Origin of the sequence: Bacillus sp. YKCMOAS1 (assembly GCF_030268125.1) — a bacterium.
Lineage (GTDB): Bacteria > Bacillota > Bacilli > Bacillales > Bacillaceae > Bacillus > Bacillus safensis.
This window is the reverse complement of the sequence record NZ_BSEI01000003.1, coordinates 562,734-585,718: the sequence shown is the minus strand read 5'-3', so window position 1 is coordinate 585,718 and position 22,985 is coordinate 562,734. Positions and strand designations below refer to the sequence as shown.

General features: G+C 40.4%; 25 protein-coding genes and 2 riboswitches. Of the genes, 17 read left to right on the top strand and 8 right to left on the bottom strand.

Going from position 1 to position 22,985, the window contains the following annotated elements; translation table 11 throughout:
* The first annotated feature begins 209 nt into the window (after positions 1–209).
* Positions 210–965: an RNA polymerase sigma factor SigI gene (sigI, locus tag QSJ46_RS12065; protein ID WP_039178045.1), complete on the top strand. Its 756-nt coding sequence runs from the start codon at positions 210–212 to the stop codon at positions 963–965.
* Positions 962–2,140 (top strand): anti-sigma-I factor RsgI family protein, encoded by a 1,179-nt coding sequence (locus QSJ46_RS12060; RefSeq protein ID WP_285604758.1) that lies wholly within the window; start codon positions 962–964, stop codon positions 2,138–2,140. The genes sigI and QSJ46_RS12060 overlap by 4 nt, the downstream gene beginning before the upstream one ends.
* A gap of 39 nt (positions 2,141–2,179) precedes the next feature.
* Here the strand turns inward: QSJ46_RS12060 and QSJ46_RS12055 are convergent, their stop codons facing one another.
* Together QSJ46_RS12055 and QSJ46_RS12050 are read right to left on the bottom strand one after the other, a co-directional pair.
* Positions 2,180–2,374, bottom strand: a complete 195-nt coding sequence (locus tag QSJ46_RS12055; RefSeq protein ID WP_024424662.1) for an alpha/beta-type small acid-soluble spore protein — start codon at positions 2,372–2,374, stop codon at positions 2,180–2,182.
* Positions 2,375–2,497: 123 nt separating this feature from the next.
* The gene (locus QSJ46_RS12050; protein WP_039178049.1) at positions 2,498–3,214 is read right to left on the bottom strand and encodes a DUF1836 domain-containing protein; all 717 of its coding nucleotides are present in this window, start codon (positions 3,212–3,214) and stop codon (positions 2,498–2,500) included.
* A gap of 279 nt (positions 3,215–3,493) precedes the next feature.
* Here QSJ46_RS12050 and htpX point away from each other — a divergent pair, with 279 nt between their 5' ends.
* The 5 genes from htpX to QSJ46_RS12025 all read left to right on the top strand — a co-directional run bounded on the left by htpX (position 3,494) and on the right by QSJ46_RS12025 (position 6,837).
* Positions 3,494–4,393 (top strand): protease HtpX, encoded by a 900-nt coding sequence (gene htpX / locus QSJ46_RS12045; RefSeq protein WP_039178050.1) that lies wholly within the window; start codon positions 3,494–3,496, stop codon positions 4,391–4,393.
* 144 nt (positions 4,394–4,537) lie between these two features.
* A complete protein-coding gene (locus QSJ46_RS12040) occupies positions 4,538–5,884 on the top strand; it encodes a TrkH family potassium uptake protein (protein WP_080967163.1) in 1,347 nt (448 codons plus the stop codon).
* A 97-nt stretch (positions 5,885–5,981) separates the two neighbouring features.
* On the top strand, positions 5,982–6,500 hold the full coding sequence (locus tag QSJ46_RS12035) for a DUF421 domain-containing protein (protein WP_047202745.1): 519 nt from the start codon (positions 5,982–5,984) through the stop codon (positions 6,498–6,500).
* A gap of 6 nt (positions 6,501–6,506) precedes the next feature.
* Entirely contained in the window at positions 6,507–6,671 is a 165-nt protein-coding gene (locus QSJ46_RS12030; RefSeq protein ID WP_087975542.1) for a hypothetical protein, read from the top strand.
* Positions 6,664–6,837 carry a hypothetical protein gene (locus tag QSJ46_RS12025; protein ID WP_181286131.1) on the top strand — a complete coding sequence of 58 codons (174 nt, stop codon included), beginning with the start codon at positions 6,664–6,666 and terminating at the stop codon, positions 6,835–6,837. Before QSJ46_RS12030 ends, QSJ46_RS12025 begins: the two co-directional genes overlap by 8 nt.
* Positions 6,838–6,864: 27 nt before the next feature.
* Here the strand turns inward: QSJ46_RS12025 and QSJ46_RS12020 are convergent, their stop codons facing one another.
* Positions 6,865–7,884 carry an acyltransferase family protein gene (locus tag QSJ46_RS12020; protein WP_039178056.1) on the bottom strand — a complete coding sequence of 340 codons (1,020 nt, stop codon included), beginning with the start codon at positions 7,882–7,884 and terminating at the stop codon, positions 6,865–6,867.
* 293 nt (positions 7,885–8,177) lie between these two features.
* Between QSJ46_RS12020 and QSJ46_RS12015 the strand changes: the two genes are divergently transcribed.
* From QSJ46_RS12015 to QSJ46_RS12005, 3 genes are all read left to right on the top strand, one after another.
* A complete protein-coding gene (locus QSJ46_RS12015) occupies positions 8,178–10,388 on the top strand; it encodes a PAS domain-containing sensor histidine kinase (RefSeq protein ID WP_039178058.1) in 2,211 nt (736 codons plus the stop codon).
* Position 10,389: 1 nt separating this feature from the next.
* Positions 10,390–10,881 (top strand): methylated-DNA--[protein]-cysteine S-methyltransferase, encoded by a 492-nt coding sequence (locus QSJ46_RS12010; protein ID WP_107163559.1) that lies wholly within the window; start codon positions 10,390–10,392, stop codon positions 10,879–10,881.
* Positions 10,882–10,970: 89 nt separating this feature from the next.
* Positions 10,971–11,108, top strand: coding sequence for a hypothetical protein (locus QSJ46_RS12005; RefSeq protein ID WP_180272401.1), 138 nt, complete (start codon positions 10,971–10,973; stop codon positions 11,106–11,108).
* A gap of 24 nt (positions 11,109–11,132) precedes the next feature.
* Here the strand turns inward: QSJ46_RS12005 and mtnA are convergent, their stop codons facing one another.
* The gene (gene mtnA / locus QSJ46_RS12000; RefSeq protein WP_047202782.1) at positions 11,133–12,194 is read right to left on the bottom strand and encodes an S-methyl-5-thioribose-1-phosphate isomerase; all 1,062 of its coding nucleotides are present in this window, start codon (positions 12,192–12,194) and stop codon (positions 11,133–11,135) included.
* Between the two features lie 6 nt (positions 12,195–12,200).
* Positions 12,201–13,394, bottom strand: a complete 1,194-nt coding sequence (gene mtnK, locus QSJ46_RS11995; protein WP_039178063.1) for an S-methyl-5-thioribose kinase — start codon at positions 13,392–13,394, stop codon at positions 12,201–12,203.
* Between the two features lie 80 nt (positions 13,395–13,474).
* Positions 13,475–13,632, bottom strand: a riboswitch (SAM riboswitch).
* Positions 13,633–13,796: 164 nt separating this feature from the next.
* Here mtnK and QSJ46_RS11990 point away from each other — a divergent pair.
* The 6 genes from QSJ46_RS11990 (at position 13,797) to QSJ46_RS11965 (ending at position 18,843) form a co-directional block, all read left to right on the top strand.
* A complete protein-coding gene (locus QSJ46_RS11990; protein ID WP_285604757.1) occupies positions 13,797–14,987 on the top strand; it encodes a pyridoxal phosphate-dependent aminotransferase in 1,191 nt (396 codons plus the stop codon).
* Positions 14,988–15,031: 44 nt separating this feature from the next.
* A riboswitch (SAM riboswitch) is annotated at positions 15,032–15,133 on the top strand.
* Between the two features lie 102 nt (positions 15,134–15,235).
* On the top strand, positions 15,236–16,456 hold the full coding sequence (mtnW, locus tag QSJ46_RS11985; RefSeq protein WP_285604756.1) for a 2,3-diketo-5-methylthiopentyl-1-phosphate enolase: 1,221 nt from the start codon (positions 15,236–15,238) through the stop codon (positions 16,454–16,456).
* Positions 16,456–17,151 (top strand): 2-hydroxy-3-keto-5-methylthiopentenyl-1-phosphate phosphatase, encoded by a 696-nt coding sequence (locus tag QSJ46_RS11980; RefSeq protein WP_285604755.1) that lies wholly within the window; start codon positions 16,456–16,458, stop codon positions 17,149–17,151. The genes mtnW and QSJ46_RS11980 overlap by 1 nt, the downstream gene beginning before the upstream one ends.
* Positions 17,115–17,753 (top strand): methylthioribulose 1-phosphate dehydratase, encoded by a 639-nt coding sequence (locus tag QSJ46_RS11975; protein WP_047202786.1) that lies wholly within the window; start codon positions 17,115–17,117, stop codon positions 17,751–17,753. Before QSJ46_RS11980 ends, QSJ46_RS11975 begins: the two co-directional genes overlap by 37 nt.
* Before the next feature lie 16 nt (positions 17,754–17,769).
* Positions 17,770–18,300, top strand: a complete 531-nt coding sequence (locus tag QSJ46_RS11970; protein ID WP_024426834.1) for a 1,2-dihydroxy-3-keto-5-methylthiopentene dioxygenase — start codon at positions 17,770–17,772, stop codon at positions 18,298–18,300.
* A gap of 300 nt (positions 18,301–18,600) precedes the next feature.
* Entirely contained in the window at positions 18,601–18,843 is a 243-nt protein-coding gene (locus tag QSJ46_RS11965; protein WP_039178071.1) for an aspartyl-phosphate phosphatase Spo0E family protein, read from the top strand.
* 46 nt (positions 18,844–18,889) lie between these two features.
* Here the strand turns inward: QSJ46_RS11965 and QSJ46_RS11960 are convergent, their stop codons facing one another.
* Entirely contained in the window at positions 18,890–20,395 is a 1,506-nt protein-coding gene (locus QSJ46_RS11960) for a sporulation kinase KinD (protein ID WP_047202787.1), read from the bottom strand.
* Positions 20,396–20,599: 204 nt separating this feature from the next.
* On the opposite strand from QSJ46_RS11960, the gene mhqR reads away from it, so the two are divergent.
* Positions 20,600–21,055, top strand: coding sequence for a MarR family transcriptional regulator MhqR (gene mhqR / locus QSJ46_RS11955; protein ID WP_034281539.1), 456 nt, complete (start codon positions 20,600–20,602; stop codon positions 21,053–21,055).
* A gap of 228 nt (positions 21,056–21,283) precedes the next feature.
* On the opposite strand, the gene motB is transcribed toward mhqR, so the two are convergent.
* Positions 21,284–22,054, bottom strand: coding sequence for a flagellar motor protein MotB (motB, locus tag QSJ46_RS11950; protein ID WP_048238725.1), 771 nt, complete (start codon positions 22,052–22,054; stop codon positions 21,284–21,286).
* The gene (gene motA / locus QSJ46_RS11945) at positions 22,047–22,841 is read right to left on the bottom strand and encodes a flagellar motor stator protein MotA (RefSeq protein WP_024424680.1); all 795 of its coding nucleotides are present in this window, start codon (positions 22,839–22,841) and stop codon (positions 22,047–22,049) included. The genes motB and motA overlap by 8 nt, the downstream gene beginning before the upstream one ends.
* Between the last annotated feature and the right edge of the window lie 144 nt (positions 22,842–22,985).

Genomic DNA, 22,985 nt, shown 5'->3' with positions numbered 1-22,985 from the left:
TGAAAGAAATATCATTTCATTTTCATAACACGTATATTACAAATAAGGGGGAGATACCCCCTTATTTCTTTGCTTTTAGACGAAACATTGTAAAGTAGATGATGACATACATGTCATAATTGAGTAACAGGAAATGAATTCCTCATTTCTTCCTTTGCGCTTCCCTCATAAATTAGCTATCATAAATGAGTAATATAGGGAGAACTGAGGTGAAACCATTGCTTAGCCTTTTGTTTAAAAAAGGAAAGAAAAAGCAAACATTAGAGCAGTCGGCTATCAGTATTCAACAAGGTGATAGCGAACTGCAAAATGCATTAATAGAGCAATACAAACCATTTGTCGCTAAGACGGTTTCATCCGTTTGTAAACGATATATAGATGAAAAAGATGATGAATTTAGCATAGGCTTAATTGCCTTTAATGAAGCGATAGAAAAATACTCTGCCGAAAAAGGAAACTCACTGCTTGCTTTCGCAGAATTAATTATTAAAAGAAAAGTGATTGACTATATTCGAAAAGAAGCAAGGAATGCGCCAACGGTTCAAATGGACCTGCAAGAAAGTGAGAATGGCGAATACTCTCAAAGCATGATTGAAGCAGAGCTCTCGGCAAATGAATATAGGCGTTTAATTGAACAAGAACATAGAAGAGAAGAGATTGAACATTTTAAAGAACGACTGAAAGTATACGGTCTCACGTTTCAAGAGCTGCTTGAGCATTCACCAAAGCATGCAGATGCCAGGCAAAATGCCATTAAAGTAGCCCATACACTCGTTGAACACGATGAGCTGAGAACGATTTTATTTCAGAAAAAACAATTGCCGGTCAAGCAGCTGGAAAAGCTAGTGGAAGTCAGCCGCAAAACGATTGAGAGAAATAGAAAATATATCATTGCGATGGCGATCATTATGACAGGTGATTATGTGTATTTGAAAGATTACCTTAAAGGGGTGCTTAATTCATGAGAAGAGGCATTATAGTAGAGAAAAACAAAAAATATGTCACGCTGCTGACCCCTGATGGACAATTTCTGCGGACAAAATATGAAGAGCAAAACTATGAAATCGGCCAAGAAGTGACATTTCCAAATGAATCACGTCTTGAAAGAAAAAGAGCCGGTTTTTTTGACCTGCTTCGTTTACGCCCGTTAAATGCAGGAATCCTATCAATAGCAGCGATTATTGTCGTGATTTTTACTATGATGCCATCTTTCTCAAGTCAAAAAGCATATGCGTATATGACAATTGACATTAACCCAAGCTTTGAGCTGAAGCTTGATCACAATTATCAAGTGATCGGTGTCACACCGCTGAATAAAGATGCGAAGCAAGTACTGGCGAGCATGAAGGATTTAGAAAAAAACGACATGACCAAAGTCGTGCAGGAAATTATAGATGACTGTGACAAAAAAGGATATGTGAACGACTCTAAAAGTATTTATATTTCAACCGTTTATGAAAACAAGCAGGACAATACATATAAAACAAACGTAAAAAGCAAAATTAACACCATTTCTGGTGAATATCAAAAACGCAATTATAAGCTGGAAACTGTGGAAAGTGACCTGGAAACAAGGGAAAAAGCTCAAAAGGCAGGCATTTCAACAGGAACATATATTAGAAATCAAGAAATGCAAGACAAAGAACATGAAGATATCAAAAAGGATGAAGACGCAGCAGAGAACGATGCTGTGAAGGAAGAAGATCCTAAGAAACATGATGAAGAACAAGCAGATCAAGACAAACAAGAAGACGTAAAAACAGACGATAGCAAAGAGATGCAGCCAGATCAAGAGTCTCCAGAAGCTGAGGACAAAGAGCAGAAGGAAGCAGAGAGGGAAGAGCAAGGATCTGTTCAAAAGCCTCAAAAACCTGCTGATGAGAGCAAAGACAATAAGATAAAGGAAGAAAAGGATCCTTCTTTCGATAAAGAGCAAAAAAAAAATCACTCAACTGATCGTGATGAAAGAAGACACTGGAACGGACCATCACGTGGTGATGCGGAAAAACACGCAAAAAAAAACGGCAGGGATCTGAACAATCCTTCCGCTGAACAAAAAAGAGAACATGCAAAGCAAAAAGGGAAAGGTGCACCGTTTCCTTATCGCGAGAACTGGCATGAGCACACATATGAACAATAAAAAAACGCCAGAATAGCTCCGGCGTATTTCACCATGTCTTTATTTAGATTGATTGCCCATTTGTGATTGAGCTTGTTGAACGAGTCTTTTTGTGATTTCACCACCAACAGAACCGTTAGCACGTGAGACTGTATCTGAACCGAGAGTGACGCCAAATTCTTGCGCGATCTCGTATTTAAATTGATCTAAAGCTTGTTCTACTCCAGGAACAAGAAGTTGATTTCGATTTGCCATGTCATATTCCTCCTTTCACCTCATGTTTGTTGCGCCTTCTTATTTTGAAAAAAACGGCGTGCAATTATGCTGGCAATTGCTGTACAAAAAAGCCGAGGTGATGGAAGTCACCTCGGTTCTTATTTATCCCTTATTCAGCTGCAGCGTATTATACATCATTTCTTGAGCTGTGCTTTGCAAATGAGAAGTAAAGACAGAGAAGACGGTAGAACTGATAATGCCTTTAATCAAATGCCATTGGCTCTTCGTCAATTCTGTAAACTCGTCATGGAGCTTGTCTGTCTGCTCCTCGGTTATTTCTCGTAAATTTGTTTCCTTTAATGGAAATTGTGTATGGTGATAAATAAAATCAAGGACGTGCGCATATGCTTCATAAAAACGGATTGGACTAATAATATCATCTGTTCGATCTGTGATGGTGTTAAATAAGGCAGATAAGATCACACGAATGGTATCGAAGTCAAAAACTGATTTTAAATCCCTGACAATTAATAAAATAACGACCTGATCAATAGAGTATTTTTTGCCAAGCTCTGGATGGCCAATCATATCTTTAATATCACGTTTGATCCAATTTTGAATCGCCGTCGATTTAAGAGAAGTCAGCTCACACAAGTTGCCAAGCTCAACAATTTCATTTGTAGACAGACCATGCTCTGATTTTTGCTTCCGCCGTTCAAGCTTCTCAAAAAAAGACGGGATCTTTAATTCATCATAGTCATGATCCTTGCCATTTTTTACAGATAGTTTCAAAAGCTGAAGCGGAGTCAGATCTCCCTCTCCTTTTAGAGAATACAGAAGTCTTGTCATGTCAATTCTCGTTAATTTAAAAGTAACCATGTTCCACCTCATTTGTACGTCAAAACGTGATTATTGATCTAATTCAACATCATAGTCTCTTTTTGATGAAAATGCAAAATAAACTCAAAATCAAAGCCGGCGCGTCACAATTTGTTCACTTTTAAGCTGGAGCAAATGTCGTAAATATTGATGTGACGGGGCTTTAGCCGTTATGATAAACAGAGAAAGTGATTCCTTTTTCCTTGCAATTTGAGACGTTTATTTTTATAATTTTATTAATAAGTTCATTTGAACTTAATATGACAGCGGAGGTTATGTATGGGTAAGAGAATATTTCTGTTTATATTAACGAACATTCTTGTTATCACTACGATTGGTATTGTACTGTCGGTTATTAGTGCAGCAACTGGTGTTGGTTCTTATATAGGAGCAGACGGAAGACTTGATATCCTTTATCTTCTTGTATTCAGTGCAGTTGTTGGTTTTGTTGGCTCGTTTATGTCACTTGCAATGTCTCGTTGGATGGCAAAAATGATGATGGGTGTACGTGTGTTAAATCCAGAAAAGGATTCATTAACATATGATGAGCAGCAGCTTGTTGACCGCGTGCACAGACTTTCAAGAGCAGCAGGCCTTTCTAAAATGCCTGAGGTTGGTATTTATCAATCATCTGAAGTAAATGCATTTGCAACAGGGCCTTCTAAGAGAAGATCACTTGTTGCGGTATCAACTGGATTGCTTCATGAAATGGATGATGCAGCAGTTGAAGGTGTAATTGCCCACGAAGTCGCTCACGTTGCAAATGGTGACATGGTGACAATGACGCTGCTTCAAGGAATCGTCAACACGTTCGTTGTCTTCCTTTCAAGAATTGCGGCATGGATCGCAAGCCGTTTTGTTTCACGTGAAGAGCTTGTGCCGATTGTTCACTTTATCGCTGTGATTGTTTTCCAAATCATTTTCTCTGTCCTAGGAAGCCTTGTCGTGTTTGCATATTCTAGACACCGTGAATTCCATGCAGACCGCGGCGGAGCCGACCTTGCAGGTAAAGATAAAATGATTCATGCGCTTCGTTCACTTGAGGCGTACACGTCAAGAATCAAAGATGATGACCAAACAGCAGTCGCTACGCTAAAAATCAGCGGTAAACGAAAAGCTTCTCTTTTCTCAACACACCCTGATTTAAACGAAAGAATCAGAAGACTAGAAGCAAAATAAGAAGGACGAAAAGACATTCTTTTACAGGATGTCTTTTTCTTTTTGATGAAAAAGAAAATAAAGCATAAAATAGCTTTAAAATCATGTCTCTTTTCATTAAAATGATAAAGGTATTCGAAAAGATAGATAAAAGAAGGAATGACAATGAATCCTATAAAAAAGCTAATTGACCGGCTGTCAGCGTTTCAGTTGATTGCCCTTTATTATTTTCTTGCTGTAACCGTGTCGCTTATTCTTCTCAGCCTTCCAGTGGCTCATCAAGAGGGAGTCAAATGGACATTCATTGATGCCTTGTTTACAGCGGTGAGTGCTGTAAGTGTCACAGGACTGACTGTTGTCGACACCTCACAAACATTTAGTGTCACAGGGATGTGGATCCTTGCGTTTGTTTTGCAAATCGGAGGCATTGGCATTATGACGCTCGGTACCTTCGTATGGCTTGTCATGCGAAAAAGAATTGGAATTAAAGAAAGAAAACTTATCATGGCAGATCAAAACCAGAGCAATTTATCTGGAATTGTGAAACTAATGAAGCATGTCTTATATTTAATTTTACTGATTGAGTTTGTCGGCGGGCTCATTTTAAGCATGTATTTTCTCAAATATTATGATGTGCAAGGAGCTTTCTTACATGGCTTCTTCTCGAGTATTAGTGCGACAACCAATGGGGGCTTCGATATTACGGGGAGCTCTCTTATCCCTTACAAAGATGATTATTTCGTCCAGTTTATTACGATGCTGCTGATCATCTTTGGAGCGATTGGTTTTCCTGTGCTCGTGGAAGTGAAGGATTATTTGTTCAATCAGGACCGAAAGCACGCATCGTTCTCATTGTTTACAAAAATCACAACGCTCACGTTTGGCGGTCTTGTCGTTGTTGGAGCGATTGGAATCTATGCACTTGAAGCCGGGTTTAGCTTCGTAGGGAAAAGCTGGCACGAAATCTTGTTTTACTCTTTGTTTCAATCGACTGCAACAAGAAGCGGGGGGCTGACAACGTTAGATATTACGCAGCTGACCGAACCGACGCTTTTATTTTTATGTATGCTCATGTTTATCGGGGCTTCCCCAAGCTCTGTGGGGGGCGGAATTCGGACAACTACGTTTGCCCTTAATTTACTCGCATTGTTTCATTATGCTAGGGGAAATAAGTCCATCAAAATCTTCAAGAGGGAGCTTCATCAAGCGGATATTAATAAATCCCTTATGGTGACCATGATGGCCTTTATTTTGGTTTTTGGCGCTACGTTCCTGTTATCCTTAACAGAGCATAATACACTTCTTGAAAATTTATTTGAAGTTTGCTCTGCTTTCGGAACAACGGGACTGTCGCTTGGGATTACATCAGATCTCACTGTGTTTGGTAAATGTATCATCATGATTGTCATGTTTATTGGACGGATCGGTATTCCAAGCTTTTTATATTTAATCGGCCGAAGAGAAAGCGAAGCGAATTATCATTATCCGAAAGAGCGCGTCATCATTGGCTAAACAGCATTCAATTTGAATGCTGTTTTTTTATTTCCAATATCTAACTGGCTAAATCACATGGGATGTTCGCAATCTATAGGTAAGAGGTGAACGAGACGTGCTGGATGTGTTATGGAAAGCAATTGTCATGCTGCTAGTTGGTACCTTGCTGCTGAGAATAGCAGGGCCTAAATCCATTAGTCAATTAACTGTACAACAAACAGTGATTATGATTTCAATCGGATCGATTATTATCCAACCCTTTATTGAGCATAATTTACTTGAAACCATTTATGCAGCTACCATCTTTATTGTTGCACTTGTCATAATGGAAAAGCTGTCGATTCAATCTGATTTCTTTGAAAAATTGCTTTCAGGCAAATCGGTCGTGATTTTACAGGATGGCGAAATGCTTGATCATAAGCTGAAGAAAACAAGGCTCACAAGGGATCAATTTAAAATGCGTTTAAAGCAGCAAGGCATCACTGACATCAGCTGTCTCAAAAAAGCCACGCTAGAAGCCAATGGACAAATTGGCTATGAGTTAAAACCTGAGGAAAAGCCAGTGACGGTCAAGCAAATGAAGGAACTCCTTGACCAATTAAGAGAAGAACTAAACATGTCAAAAAAGGACTGAATTCAGATGAAAAGAAAAGCAGCGAAAAATGAAGCATTAACAAATAATATGACGCCGACAGAAAGCATGGCGCATGATCAAGGACAAACCCAATTTGACGAACAATCAAGAGATCGTCAGGCAAACCGAAATTCTCATAAAGGGAAACAAGGGGGGGCATCTCGTGACTAAGAAGCATGTGAAGAGCAAAGAGATGAAGGACCATAAAAAGCCAATGGACCCAGATATTTTAGAAGAGGAATTTGGCAGTGAGCTTGGAGATATCAACAGCAGCAAATGGATTGATACGTTGATGAAGCCAAAGAAAGATGTTGCATGTAAGCAGAATAAGAAATAGAAAAAACGATCCAATAAGGATCGTTTTTTATTTGATATAACTCCCTTGCCTGCCGGTGATCGTTCGCATGAAGTTGTTCATTTTGAGTTCAATCACTGGCTGAGCAACGGTTTTGACAAAAGTGCTAGAAAGGGTAAAGGTTAACAGAATGGTCAGCAGCAATAAAATGAGTACACTTGCTGCATTTAGCGCCCAGTCATCAAACCAAGTGGTTCTTAGCAGCTTGATCACAAAGCCATGTAATAAATAAACATATAACGTTCTTGTTCCCCATTTTGTAAAGAAGAAACGGCGTGTTGGAACTAATGCAAAGAAGCTGAATGTAGCACCAAATGCAAGCAAATACCATGCCATTCGTTTCATCGCCGCAATCATTCCTTCATCTCCTAGAGAAGCATACGACTTTGAGCCAAATAAGAAGGAATAATCAAATTCATAGAAGTAGCAAAACAGGAAGACAGCCATTAATACAAAAAGTGCTGCCAGTTTTCCTTTGCTTGTACGAATGAATTCAAAATGCTGCTTTTTTAAATAAAATCCAGCTAAAAACATAGGCAAAAAGACAAACGTACGTGATAAGCTGAGTGTATTGCTGATGCTGTCCACATAACCGACAAGTAATGCAATCGATAAACTGACGATCATTGCCCAGTGGAACGGCAGTTTTGAAAAAGGAATAAGTAGCAAATTCCAAAAGAATAAACTAATTAAAAACCATAAGGACCATTGCGGATCAATTGGATTTAAATTGGTTATGCTTTGATCCTGTAATAGGTAATAGTAAACCGAATAGATCACCTGAAAGATTAAATATGGGATGATCAGCTTAACGGCGACTTTTTTCATAAAGCCCGGTTTTCTAAACCCTTTTGCAAAAAAGCCAGAAACTAAAATAAAGGCGGGCATGTGAAAGGTATAAATAAACTTGTATAAATAGAGCATCCAGTCATTATCGTGAATGAATGATCGTAACAAATGACCAAAAACAACTAGAAAAATCAGAAGGAATTTTGCATTATCAAAATAACTATCTCGTGAAGATGCCATAACATCACCTTTCCTGCTCGATTTCAAACATAAATGTTCTAAGTGCACTGTTCCCTTATTTGCCCCATTCTAAAATACATTTTCGCTTAATTCGCTATTTGATGTGAAATTGTAGAACGGTTGTAAAAGAAGCGTAAGAAAAGTGAATTGTTATACAATCCTGTCATTCAAATGAAATAAATGAGACAGTCTTCGTGTAAAAAGTTATCTTTTTTTATGAGTCGAATGAAGGAACAATGAAAATATTGTAGAAATATTGTAGAGGAATGAGGCTGGAAAAGGAGTGTAAGAGAATGACTGAAACGCTCGATGGCAATAGATTAACCCCTGCGGGAGATATCAGAAAATTAGAAAAAGAGAACGAATATTTGCGAACTGAGTTGATGCAGCAAAAAATGCTGTTAAATAAGACGCTAGATGCCATTTTTATATTTGATCAACACCTCAACATCATCCAAGCCAACGAAGCAACATGCAGGCTTGTACAGACACCGAAAGAAGACCTCCTCAATAAATCCGTTCTAGATTTCCTATACGGCATCCCGAAAGATAAAGTTGAATGCTCACTCGATCTATTTTTTCGAAAAGGTACGTTAAAAAGAGAAATCTCCATTCAGCTTGAAAGTGGTGAAACAAAATACATTGAATTTGTCGCAGAGCATGACACCATGAATCAGCAATATATAGTGGTCATGCGAGACATTTCTTCAAAGAAAATATTAGAACGAGAACGCTCCATGAATGAGCAGCTGTTCAAAGATTTGTTTGACCGGGCCATTGACGGGATGGTCATATTTGATCAGGATGGCTGCATGATTGATGCGAATCATTCTTTTTGTCAGAGCTTTGAGCTGCAAAAGACTGATTTAACCGATCGGTATTTGCATGAATTTGTTGAAGGAGATAATCTTCCAGCTTTGCAGCATCTTTTAACGTCACTTAAAGAAACAGGGAAAGCAAAAGGGGAGCTTCCTGTTACCCTTCAATCTGGCCAGCAAAAATTATTCGAACTCACCATTACATCAAATGTGATGAGTGGTTTTTATATGTCCATCATGCGGGATATTACAGAAAAAAGACTGATGGAAGAGAAACTGTTAAAAAGTGAAGAACGCTTTAGAGAAATTTTCGAAAATGCAATGGATGCCATCATCATATGGGCGGATGATGGAGAGATTGTGAGAGCCAATGAATCAGCCTGTCGAATTTTTGAATTACCGATGCACTCGCTGATTGGCAAAAAACTTACCGACTTTCTCGTCAAATCTGATAAGAGATATAGACCAACAAGAAGACGCTATATCCGCAATCATGAAATAAGGGAAGAGCTATTGTTCAAAATGGCAAATGGGCAGTATAAAGAGCTTGAGTTTACATCAAAACATGCGGTATTAGAAGGACAGCACCTAACCATTTTACGTAATGTAAGTGATCGAAAAAGAATGGAGCAGGAGCTACGCGAAAGTGAGCTCAAATTCCGTAAAGTATTTAATGGGTCAATGGACGGCATTGTTCTTTTTGATAATCAATACCGAATCATTGAAGTCAATCCATCTGCAAGCGAGCTGCTTCAATTGAAGGACGATCATTTAACAGAAATGAATCTTTTCCACATCCTTGCCCCTTATCAAATTGAAAATTTGGCTCAACCAGCCGAGGCGATGTCATTAGATGAAATGGACAATGAGGTTCCGTTTGTACTGAACCATCCAGATCAGCGTATACTGGAATTCTCTTTTAAACGTAACATTATCCATAATATGAATTTGGCCATCTTTAGAGATGTGACAGAGCGGAAGGAATTAGAAGAGCGGGTGAGAAAATCAGATACCCTTCATGTGGTCGGAGAGCTTGCTGCTGGAATTGCTCATGAGATTAGAAACCCGATGACAGCATTAAAAGGCTTCATTCAGCTATTAAAAGGAAATATTGAAGGGGAGTATTCGCTCTATTTTAATGTCATCACATCAGAGCTGAAAAGAATAGAATCCATCATCACTGAATTTTTGATTTTAGCGAAACCGCAAGCCATTGTATATGAAGAAAAAAATGTGGTGCAAATTGTGAAAGACACGATGGATCTTCTGCACGCACAGGCGAATCTTGGCAATGTTCAAATGCATCTCAATGTGCTGGACGAGATACCACTGATATATTGTGAACAAAACCAATTAAAGCAGGTCTTTATTAACATTTTAAAAAATGCAATTGAAGTCATGCCGCGCAAAGGAAATGTCTATGTGAGCATTCAGCGGAAGGGCGAGGAGCATATTGTCATTTCCTTGCGTGATGAAGGCTGCGGAATGGCGGAGGATAAGCTAAAGCGTCTAGGTGAGCCTTTTTATACAACGAAAGAAAGAGGAACTGGACTTGGTTTAATGGTTAGTTATAAAATTATTGAAGAGCATCAAGGAACCATTGAAGTAGAAAGTGAGGAAGGCGTAGGAACCGTCTTCCATCTCACGCTTCCACTAAGGCAGCAGAAACAAGAAGGAGAGCAGTAACGTGTATTATACCGTCTATCACGCACCCATCGGGGCATTATACATACTAGAAAAGGACGGTGCCATCATCGAGGTAATGTTTGATGATGAGCCGTTTTTAGCAAAAAAGCAGGCAATGAATCTAAACCAAGAAGATACGCCTGTCTTACAAGAAGCGAAAAAGCAGCTGGATGAATATTTCAAGGGAGAGCGTCAAGTATTCGATCTCCCGCTCAAGCAAACAGGTTCTCCGTTCCAAGAGCAGGTGTGGGGAGCATTGTCGGCCATTCCATATGGTGAATCAAAAAGCTATGCAGACATTGCAGAAGCGATAGGCAATCCCAAGGCTGTAAGAGCCATCGGACAAGCTAACAGACGAAATGCATTACCTATTTTTATACCGTGTCACAGGGTGATTGGAAAAGACCGGTCTCTGACGGGCTATGCAGGATCGAAGACAGACATGAAAGCGGTCCTCCTTGAATTAGAAGGCATCCCATTTGTTCAAAAATAAATCGATTGACCTGTTCCGAATTTTTCCTAAGCGACATATCCTTTTATTAAGCTAAAAAAGTTGGTTGAGGGAAAAAGGAGGGCGCTGGCATGTTTTGGGGCAAAAAAGGTAAAGTGTATGCAGTTACGTCACTATGTGTCAAAATGAACGTTTTGACGGAAGAACAGAAAGAAGAAATTTTAACGAAAACGAATCAAGAAACAAAAAAGCGCGGTGCTCTTAAATGACAAGAACACGGCGCTTTTTTGCGATTATTGGGAGATGCTTTCGGCGAAAAGAGCATCAATCTCTTCTGCATAGTTCGATGTGATAATTCCCTTTTCTGTAATGATGCCTGAAATGAGATGATGAGGAGTGACATCAAAGGCGGGATTGAATACTTGAACATCGGGCGGTGCAATGGGGACACCGTTTAATTCCTTTACTTCCAGCGGGTCGCGCTCTTCAATTGGGATATCTGACCCGTCATGGGTGGATACATCAAAAGTGGAAAGCGGTGCTGCTACAAAAAACGGAATGTGAAAATGTTTGGCTAGAACGGCAAGACCTAACGTTCCAATCTTATTCGCTGTATCTCCATTACGGGCGATACGGTCAGCTCCAACAATGACAGCAGAAATTTGCTTTTCTTTCATCGTATGGGCGGCCATGTTATCTGTAATGAGTGTCACATCCACGCCGCCTTGCATAAGCTCCCATGTTGTCAGACGAGCGCCTTGAAGAACAGGGCGTGTTTCACATGCATAAATGTGAAGGTCAAGATTTTTCTTTTTGGCTAAATAAAAAGGAGCAAGGGCTGTTCCGTACCGGCTCGTTGCGATGGAACCTGCATTACAAATGGTCATGATACGGTCACCTGATTTAAAGAGCTGAAGTGCATTTTGACCGATTTGTCTGCATGTTTCTTCATCTTCTATTTGAATTTGAATGGCTTCATGGACAAGATCTGTTTTAGCTGCATTCACTGACGCTGCACGCTGAATGCGCTGCAGCAGCCGGTCTAAAGCCCAGGCAAGGTTCACAGCGGTTGGACGAGCACTGTTTAAATATTCTTTGATTCGAATCACTTCTTGTTTAAAAACATCGATTTCTTCTGTCTCAATGGCTTGCGCACTAAGCGCCAATCCAAATGCTGCTGTAATGCCAATCGCAGGTGCTCCGCGTACTTTTAATGTCACAATTGCATCATACACATCTTCTTTCGTATATAAATGCTCAAAGACGGTTTCGGTCGGTAATTTTTGCTGATTTAAAATGTTAATACGGTTTTCTTCCCATTCGACAGAACGGGGGACTTCAAATTCTTTTGACAAAACCCGTCACTCCTTTACAGATGGCTGGAATAATGCGACGAGGTCAGACGCTGTTTCCACTGCATGATATTGTTTGATAAATGTTTTTCCAAGTGTCAGTGCTGCTTTTTTCTGTTGAATCCGTCTAGTTGGTGATGGAATCGCATCAAGATCAGCGGCATGAGCAAGACCAATTGTTCGGCGGACAAGCTCACAGCCGGCAAAGCCTGTCGCTTCTTTTAAAATCCGGTCAAACGTTGTTTCTAAAAAGCTGTCCGATACACTAAATGCTTCAATGCTGTCCTCTTTCCAAGCTTTTGTGAACACTTCTTTGAATGTTGCCCATACATTGACGACATGGTCAAAAAGGTGCTGCTGCTCGTGTTCATTCTCGCGAGATAAAGCATTCAGGAACAGATTGGCGATAAAGTGGCCGATATCGAATCCAAAGGGACCGTAAAACGCGAATTCTGGATCAATGATTTTCGTTTCAGTCTCATTTGCAAAAATACTGCCTGTATGAAGATCTCCATGAACCAATGTTTCAGCTGATGTCAGGAATATACGCTTCAATTCTGCTGCTTTGGCCTGCACTTCAAGATCTGCCCAAAGCGCTTCTGCTGATTCTCTTAATTCTTCTTCGAAGTCATTTGTTTCACTATCAAAGAAAGGGTCTGTGAAGACGAGTTTTTCTGTGATATCACACAGGTCAGGGTTCGTAAATTGCTTCACAAATTGTTTTTTGATTTTAGGATTTGTCGCAAAGTCAGATGTGTAAAAAAGTGTTTTTCCTAAAAATTCTCCAACATGATCAGATAAATGCGGATATTGTTTTCCGGCAATTAGCCCTTTTCTGACGATTTCTAAGTGTGAGAGATCCTCCATGGCTGTCACTGCAAGAGCTGTATCCGAGTAATAGACCGCTGGTACGAGATGCGGAGCATATTCTGACTGTTTGATCAGGGCAGCACTTTCAATTCTTGCCCGGTCTAATGTAAGAGGCCAGCTCTCACCAACCACCTTTGCATAAGGTAGCGCCTGCTTGATGATCAATCCTTTTTCTTGTTTGTGATCATAAATATGAAAGACGTAATTTAAATTCCCGTCGCCGATTTCAGTACAAGTCAAATGACTGCTTTCTTGGATTAAGCCAAGTCTAATTGCGAGTGCAACTGCCGAGCTTTCTGTTAGTTCTTCATATGATGCCGTAAGTGTAACCAATTGCTTCCCCTCCAAATCATATAAAAAAGCCTCTTTCTCCTGAGAGAAAGAGGCTTGATGGTGTGTATGCTCAAAGCCTCTCTTATCTCTCAGCACATACGTCTGATGGAATTAGCACCGTGCCCTATAAGACAATTGTCTTGGCGCGTTACTTGCTGCGCCCCACTTCACAGTGGTATTAACGGTCGGTTGCTGTTGGGGTCAAAAGGCCAAATCCCTCGCCCAACTCTCGATAAGAGAAATCAATATGTAATTGTTTCGTGTCTGTTTGCATTTCTTAATTCAAGATATTATCAGAGCTGCGCTTTACATGTCAATCTTTTTTCAAAATTGCTTTACAATTCATAAAACAATCCATTACAGTGATTGTATTGTCACGTAACTTGAATAGAAGGTGAAGAAATGGAATTCCAGCAATCAGATGTGTTGAAACAATTACCGAAACAATTTTTTGCGTCTCTTGTCCAAAAGGTGCAGAAAAAAGTGCAGGAAGGGGCAGATATCATTAATTTGGGGCAGGGAAATCCTGATCAGCCAACTCCTCCGCACATTGTAAAAGCCATGCAGGAAGCGGTAGCAAAACCTGAAAATCATCAATACTCCTCATTCCGTGGAACAGCGAAATTAAAAAAGGCCGCTGCCGCTTTTTATGAAAGAGAATATGGCGTTACGCTTGATCCAAAGACGGAAATTGCGATTTTATTTGGCGGGAAAGCAGGGCTTGTTGAGCTGCCTCAATGCCTGCTGAATCCGGGTGATACGCTTTTAGTCCCTGACCCTGGTTATCCTGATTATTGGTCAGGTGCTGTACTTGCTGGAGCGCATATGGTGACCATGCCACTTCTTGAAAAAAATGATTTTTTACCTGACTACGATTTGCTGCCTGAGGATGATAAGAAAAAGGCAAAATTAATGTATTTAAATTACCCCAACAATCCGACGGGGGCTACGGCAAGCCGTTCATTTTTTGAAGAAACCGTTACATTTGCGAAAGATCACAAGCTTTGTGTTGTTCATGATTTTGCATATGGCGGCATTGGATTTGATGGGGAAAAGCCGATCAGCTTTCTGCAAGTAGATGGAGCGAAAGAGACGGGAATAGAAATTTACACATTGTCTAAAACGTACAATATGGCAGGGTGGAGAGTAGGATTTGCGGCAGGGAATCCGTCTGTTATTGAAGCGATTGAGCTTTATCAGGATCATTTGTTTGTCTCGTTGTTTAAAGCCACGCAGGATGCAGCAGCGGAAGCCCTATTAAGCGATCAAACGTGCGTGCGGGTGCAAAATGACCGATATGAGAAAAGGCGGAATGTGTGGATAGCTGCCTGCAAAGAAATTGGCTGGGAAGTCAGTGCACCAAAGGGATCATTTTTTGCTTGGTTAAAGGTGCCAGAAGGATATTCATCTGAAGCCTTTTCTGATTTATTATTAGAAAAAGCGCATGTTGTTGTAGCGCCAGGTAATGGCTTTGGTGCTCACGGTGAAGGGTACGTGAGAGTAGGGCTTCTAACAAGCGAGGAGCGGTTACAAGAAGCTGCTCAGCGCATCGCTGCCTTGAAGCTGTTTGAAAAAAAGCCATTGACAACATAAAAAAATGGTGCGATAATTCAGGCAATATTTAAGAAAATTGAATATTCTTATCAAGAGTAGGCAGAGGGACTAGCCCAATGAAGCCCGGCAACCGACTTCCATGAAGCACGGTGCTAATTCTTGCAGCAAGCGCTGAGAGATAAGATTCGGATGAATGACACGAAACAACCTCTTTAAGGCGCTCAAGAAGCACTTGAAGAGGTTTTTTTATTGAACATATGCATGATGCAATCGAAAGGGGATTCCTAGTGAGTGAATTACTGGCAACATACGTATTAACACATCGAGAGGATGAACAAATAAATCGAAAAGCGGAGCAGATCGCGCTGGGTTTAACAGTTGGATCATGGACGGATTTGCCGCAGCTCAAAAAGGAGCAGCTTCAAAAGCATAAAGGCCGAGTTGAAAAAGTATTAGAAAAGGCTGCTCCAGTCGAAAATGGCCTTTATCAATCAGAGGTGACCATTGCTTATCCTGAGGCAAACTTTTCAGCAGATTTACCAGCTGTTTTCGCGACGATTTTTGGAAAGCTTTCACTAGACGGAAAAGTGAAGCTAGTCGATATCCAATTTTCTGAAGAATTTAAAAAAAGCCTGCCAGGACCGGTATTTGGAATTGATGGCATACGAAATAAGGTAAATGTATTTGATCGTCCATTATTGATGAGTATTTTTAAAGGTGTTATCGGCCGTGATATGCAGGATTTAAAAGAGCAGCTCCGTTTACAGGCATTAGGCGGGGTTGACCTCATCAAAGACGATGAAATTTTATTTGAAAGTCCATTAGCTCCTTTTGAAGAGCGAATCAAAGAAGGAAAAGAGATTTTAAAAGAAACCTATGAAGAGACAGGACACCGCACGCTGTATGCTGTCAATTTAACGGGCAGAACCTTTGACCTGAGGGATCGAGCGAGAAAGGCCGCTGAACTTGGAGCAGATGCGCTCTTATTCAATGTCTTTGCTTACGGCCTTGATGTCATGCAAAGCTTAGCTGAGGATCCAGATATTCCACTGCCTATTATGGCGCATCCCGCAGTGAGCGGTGCATTGACATCCTCTCCTGAATATGGATTCTCGCATTCTCTTCTTTTAGGCAAATTAAATCGATATGCTGGCGCTGATTTGAGCCTCTTTCCCTCACCTTATGGGTCGGTTGCACTTCCGAAAAAGGATGCCCTTGGAATCTATGAAGCTTGCGTGAAAGAGGATACGGTTCAAAAAACATTCCCTGTCCCGTCAGCAGGCATTCACCCAGGAATGGTTCCAGTATTGATCAAAGATTTTGGAATTGATCATGTGATTAACGCAGGCGGAGGCATTCACGGACATCCGCGGGGAGCCATCGGCGGAGGGAAGGCATTTCGTTCGATCATTGATGCCGTGATACATGAAGAGTCTATCCAAGATAAGGCGGCTTCCTGCCAAGACTTAAAAGCGGCACTTGATCTTTGGGGAAGGGTAGCAGAATAATGAATAAACCAATTGTGTGTTGTGATTTTGATGGAACAATTACAAAAAATGATAATATCATCCGCATCATGAAACAGTTTGCACCAAGTGAATGGACGAAGCTGAAGGATGGTGTCCTGTCAAAGGAAATTACCATTCAAGAAGGCGTCGGGCAGATGTTTCAATTACTGACAAGTGATCAAAAGGAAGCCATTCAATCATTTATTTTAGAGGATACAGAGATTCGTGAAGGATTTAAGCAATTTGTGGATGAGGTAAAAAAAGCGGACATTCCTTTCTATGTACTTAGTGGGGGGATGGACTTTTTTGTCTACCCCATCCTCGAAGGCATTGTCGATCGAGACGATATTTATTGCAATCATGCATCATTTGGGGAAGACCATATTCAGATTGAATGGCCGCATGCCTGCGATACGCAATGTCAAAATGGGTGCGGATGCTGTAAGCCCTCAATCATTCGAAACCTGACTCATGAGGATGATTTCATCATCATGATCGGAGATTCAGTGACTGATGTGGAGGCGGCGAAACATGCAGATCTTACGTTTGCGCGCGACTACTTGCTCAATGAATGTCAAGAGCTCGGGCTCGTACATAAGGAGTTTGACACATTTATTGATCTACACGCGCAATTTGTTCAAATAAAGGAAGTGAAGGAATGGCAGACGCAAAGAGCAAATGCTGGCAGGAGCTAGCAGACGTTAAACGTGAACTGGCCCAAAGAGACTGGTTTTTCGGAACAAGCGGTAATTTATCGATCAAGGTGTCGGATGATCCAATCACGTTTTTGGTGACGGCAAGCGGCAAAGATAAACGAAAAGAAACAAACGAAGATTTTGTGCTAGTAAACGCGGCAGGCCAGCCACATGATCCGAACGAGACGCTTAGACCATCAGCTGAAACACTGCTTCATACGTACGTGTATGAACGGACGAAAGCAGGCTGCTGCCTCCATGTCCACACCATTGATAATAATGTGATGTCAGAGCTGTATGGGGATAAGGGAGAGATTCGTTTTAAAGGCAACGAAATCATCAAAGCGCTTGGTTATTGGGAAGAGGATGCAGAAGTGTCGATTCCGATTATTGAAAATCCAGCTCATATTCCGCATCTTGCAGAGCAATTTGCAAAACATCTGACACTAGAGGCGTCATCTGGTGCTGTACTCATTCGCAATCATGGCATCACGGTCTGGGGAAAAACAGCCTTTGAAGCAAAACGAGTATTAGAAGCATATGAATTTTTATTTAGCTATCACTTAAAATTAGCGCTGTATCAACAGCAGCTGGTAAGATAAAAAGGAGGAAAAGCACATGGCGACGATTTTGATTCACAATGAAGAGAACACATTACTTGAGAACGAGCAAGAGGTTGCATCATATTTAGAAAACCAAGGGGTTATTTACGAGCATTGGGATATTGAAAAGCTGCCAAACCGTTTATCAGAAAAGTATGATTTAACCGATGAGGAAAAGGAAGAGATTTTGACTGTTTTCCAAAAGGAAATCCAAAGTATTTCTGAAAAAAGAGGGTACAAAGCGCAGGATGTGATTTCATTATCTGATGCCACGCCAAATCTTGATGAGCTGCTCCAAAACTTTAAACGTGAGCATCACCATACAGATGATGAAGTACGCTTTATTGTGAGCGGGCACGGAATCTTTGCTATTCAAGGCAAGGATGGCGTCTTTTTTGATGTGAGATTGAACCCAGGTGATTTAATTTCTGTTCCGCCAAACATCCGTCATTACTTTACACTTCAAGAGGATCGCAAAGTGGTCGCAGTTCGCATATTTGTCACAACTGAGGGCTGGGTGCCAATTTACGAGGAAGAAACGGTTTAATGATAGAGCTGATCATTCCGCATGAGGCGGAAGATCAGCTTTTTTTTAGGAAATTAGACATAAAATGTGAAAGAAAATAGTTGATTTTGATCTTCTGTATAGGATAAAATTCTGTTTAATCAATGTGACAGTCCTGTCCAAATTTGAAGTTTACCCCCAAATTTGATTGGGTAAAAGGTCTTTAGGCTGTAAAAAATTAAATAAAATAAGCATATTTAATTTAATTTACAAATAAAGTATAATTTTGGTGTCGGATCATTTTGAGCATAGACAGTCGAAATCATTGCGGGAGCTGAGATCATGAATATTTATGTAAGGAAAGAACAATTGCTGATGTCCATTGATGAGAAGAGAAAACAGATGGTAGAAGCTGCTCAAGTGGAAGGGTACACTGGTGAGATGACAATTAAATATAGTCAAGAACTGGACAACCTGATGAATGAGTATCAGCATCTTCTTTTTCATGAGAAACAATCTGCCCCCTCCTTTCATGATCTTGTGTCTCAAATGAGTCTTTTATCTGTGAACCGCCCCTCTTATTGACATGAAAAACCGGTCTTGCATAAGCAAAACCGGCTGACATCTTCAGCTATGCTGAGTGAGCAGAAGGAAGCATGATCATAACAGTCGTTCCTTTATTCACTTCGCTATGAATATCAATTGTTCCGCCATACATCGAAATGATTCGTTTACACACGACAAGTCCAAGACCCGTGCCTTTTTCCTTCGACGTAATAAAGGGGAGGAAGATGTGCTTTAACATCTCTTCTGGTATGCCTTCACCTGTATCCGCTACTTTAATGATGACATGTTCTTTTTCAGCTTCGATCACAATCTTCAAATGACCGCCGTTTGGCATTGCTTCTAAAGAGTTCTTTGCTACATTTAAAACCACTTGTTTAATATGATCCTTCGTGCAATACACGCCCACATCTTGAATCGTATTGATTTGTAAGTCCACTTCGACATTATAAAGGTTTGCCTCAGAGAAAACGATCGGCATGATCTCACTTACAATTTCTTTAACAGAGTTATTCTGCCATTTTTCTGCCGTTGGTTTTCCTAATACAAGAAATTCACTGACGATTTGGTTGATCCGTTTAATTTCTTCCTCGATGACAGAAAAATAGAGCTGATCTTCTTCTGAATGATACTTTTTTTGCAATAGCTGGATAAAGCCGCTAATCCCTGTTAATGGGTTACGAATTTCGTGTGCTGTACTTGCTGCGAGTGTTCCGATCAATTCAAGCTTTTGCGCTTCATTTTGATGACGCTCCTGCTGAGTTTGCCGCCTTAACACGATATATTGGACTAGTGTGAATAAAATATTTAATAAAATAAACGCACTGGATAAAGGGATGAGCATCACAGACAGCACTTCACTTGTTGAAGCACGCTGCGGAAAGACCTCCAGCTTCCAGCTGTTTTCATCTAAATATGTAGACACGGTGCTGTCGCCCTCAGGTACTGGCTGTGGACCGCTTGTAAACACGACATGTCCATTTTGATTCAGCATCTTAAAATGAAGATCAGGATTCAATACATTCATAATATTTCTTAAATAATCAATTTGAATGGCGGCAATCAGCACATTGGTGACCTCTTCATTTTCATCGAGAACAGGCACACAAATGGAGAGGATCCGCTGTTTTGTAATTCGGCTCACATAGTTGTCTGTGATCACGGTCTGCTTGGTCACTTGAATGCGTTTAAAGTAATCTCTGAATGATAGGTTGATTTTTTCCTTTAACGGGGTGGTGCTTGCTGTTACATTTCCTTTTTTGTCTAGGAGATACAGACCAGAAAAACGAGGTTCTTGTTTATAGATTTTCTCTAGGATGTTTTGTACTTTTTTCGTCTCAACCGGCTGGTCAAATCCCATGGCAAGGGAAGTTAATCTCGCTTCTGTTTCACTTATTAAATAATTCATTTGGTTTTTGTGAATATTTAACATAAGTGTAGCGGTTTGTTTGTTCTTTAAATCGATTTTTTCAGTTTCTTTTTCGTAGATAAAATAACTAATGATTAGGGTTGGAAGCATGACCAAAATAAGGTAAAGCCTGATCTTCTTCCAAAACCCTTTGAGTATACTCATCATTCATCGCTCCAACGTATTACCTAATAGACTTATTATAGCATTGAACCTATCTTTATTACGATGACTTGTGTGATTTTTAAAAAATTAGGTGATTCGTTCTGGTCTCATTTTCGTGCTAAAGATGGATCAAAATGTTGACATTTTACTTATTGTTTATTAATGTCACATTAGTGGGTTGCATTTCATAAAGGATGATAAAAAATGGAAAATCATAATGTTGAAAAATCATTGAAATTATTTATTGTATTATCACGTGCCTATCGCTCAATTAATCATCACATGAACAAACATATTGTGAAGCACGGGCTGAATCCAACTGAATTTGCTGTGCTAGAATTGCTGTATCATAAAGGTGATCAGCCGCTTCAGCAAATCGGTGATAAGATCTTACTTGCAAGCGGCAGCATCACGTATGTGGTCGATAAATTGGAGAAGAAAGAACTCCTCAGCCGGAAGGCTTGTGCAGAAGACCGCAGGGTGACATTTGCGCATATTACTAAGCAGGGACGAGCTTTGCTTGATGACATCTTCCCAGATCATGCGAAAGAAATTCATGAGATGATCAGTGTCCTGAGCGAAGAAGAGAAAGATGCCTGCATCGATATGCTCAAACATGTAGGGCTGCGTGCAAAGCATTTATATGATCATCAAGAATAAATAAAAAGGAAGCCGCTGGCTTCCTTTTCAGGGTGCAGGCAAACCCTCGCATTCGGTGTCAGTCCTGCGCTCCGGTGCTCACGAATGTCAAATTCGCTCCGCAAAGATAGCTGTCCTTCCTAGGGCTGCAAAGGTTTTCTATCACGCTGAAAAGAAGACAAAGGACTAAAATAAAGATCATTTTAGTCCTTTGTCAACAATCTGAAAGGAAGCCGCTGGCTTCCTTTTTTATTTCGCTTTTTTCTCAATCGGTAAAATGAGTACTTCTACACGCCGGTTTTTACTTCTGCCTTCTGCTGTATCATTTGAGGCAATCGGTTTGAATTCGCCGTATCCTTTTGTACTAAAGTTCTCTTGGTTTAGATTGCTGTTTTCAAGAAGAATATTTAAAAAGTTCACAGCACGAATGGCGCTTAAATACCAGTTTGATTCAAATTCTGAATTTCTGATCGGTACATTATCTGTATGTCCGCTAATGACAATGTCACGAGCAGGATTAATGACGAGAAGCTTTGAGATTTCTTTTGCTAACGGGACATCCTGAGAGCGAATAACTGCCCGCCCAGAATCAAAGAAGATACTGTCCTCAATCGTAATGAGAAGACCTTCATCTGTAAGCTTTGTTTCGAGCTTGGAACCAAGTTTCTTATTTGCAATGAATGAATCGACCTGCTGTTTGACCTTTGTGAGAACCGCTTGGTCTCGAGCCTTTGCTTTGGCTTCTTCATCTTTCTCTTCCTCGGCTGCTTTTTTGACCTGGTTGCTATTTTCAGTTTCTTCCGTGCTTTGCATGCTGGATTGATCCATAACACCAGTACCGCCAGTAAAAACTACATTAAAAGACTTAGCCATCTGTTCATATTTTGCCGCATCAATTGAACTAGATGCAAAAAGCACAATGAAGAGAGCGAGAAGAAGCGTTAGAAGATCGGCATAAGGGATAAGCCAAGATTCATCTACATGGTCTTCATGATCATGGTTTTTGCGTTTCCTAGCCATTTTGATTTTCTCCTTCTTCAATGACAAGATTTGCACGTTCTTTTGCTGGTAAGTACATAAGAAGTTTTTGTTCAATGACTTTTGGAGATTGACCTTCAAGAACAGAAAGAATACCTTCGATCATAATCAGACGAAGCTTTACTTCTTCCTTTGATTTACGCTTCAGCTTGTTGGCAAATGGATGCCATAACACATATCCGGTAAAAATCCCAAGCAGTGTGGCGACGAAGGCAGCACTGATCGCATGTCCAAGTGCTTCAATATCTCCCATGTTTGCAAGTGCGGCAATAAGTCCGACAACGGCTCCAAGTACCCCTAGCGTCGGAGCGTATGTACCAGCTTGTGTAAAGATTAATGCGCCTGACTGATGTCGTTCAGACATTGCGTCGACTTCTTCTGTCAAGACGTCTCGAATAAATTCAGCACTTTGGCCGTCAACCGCCATGCTTAAACCGTTCTTTAGAAAATCATCATCGACTTCCTCAAGACTTGCTTCTAATGCCAAAAGACCTTCACGACGTGCAATTTGTGCCCAGTTTGAAAATAGAGGGATCATTTCTTGAATCGTTGGAAGCTGGCTGTCTTTGAAAATTTTGCCGAACAATTTTGGTGTTTTCTTAATTTCACTAGAAGGGAATGCGATGACAACAGCTGCAACCGTCCCAACGATGATGATTAATATAGCCGCCGGGTTGAGAAGAGCAGTTAGACTCACACCTTTCAAAACCATACCGACACCTAGTGCAATAAATGCTAAAATAATACCAATTAACGATGTTTTGTCCATTATCTCACCAAATCCTTTAACTATCTTTTTCTATAGTTAATATCGGTGTGTTCCAGAAGGGTTTTAGTCAGAATATAAAATTAAGACAGTTTCTGTGAAGAATTTTTGACGAAAGCGCTTTCTATCAGCGTAAAAAGAAACTCC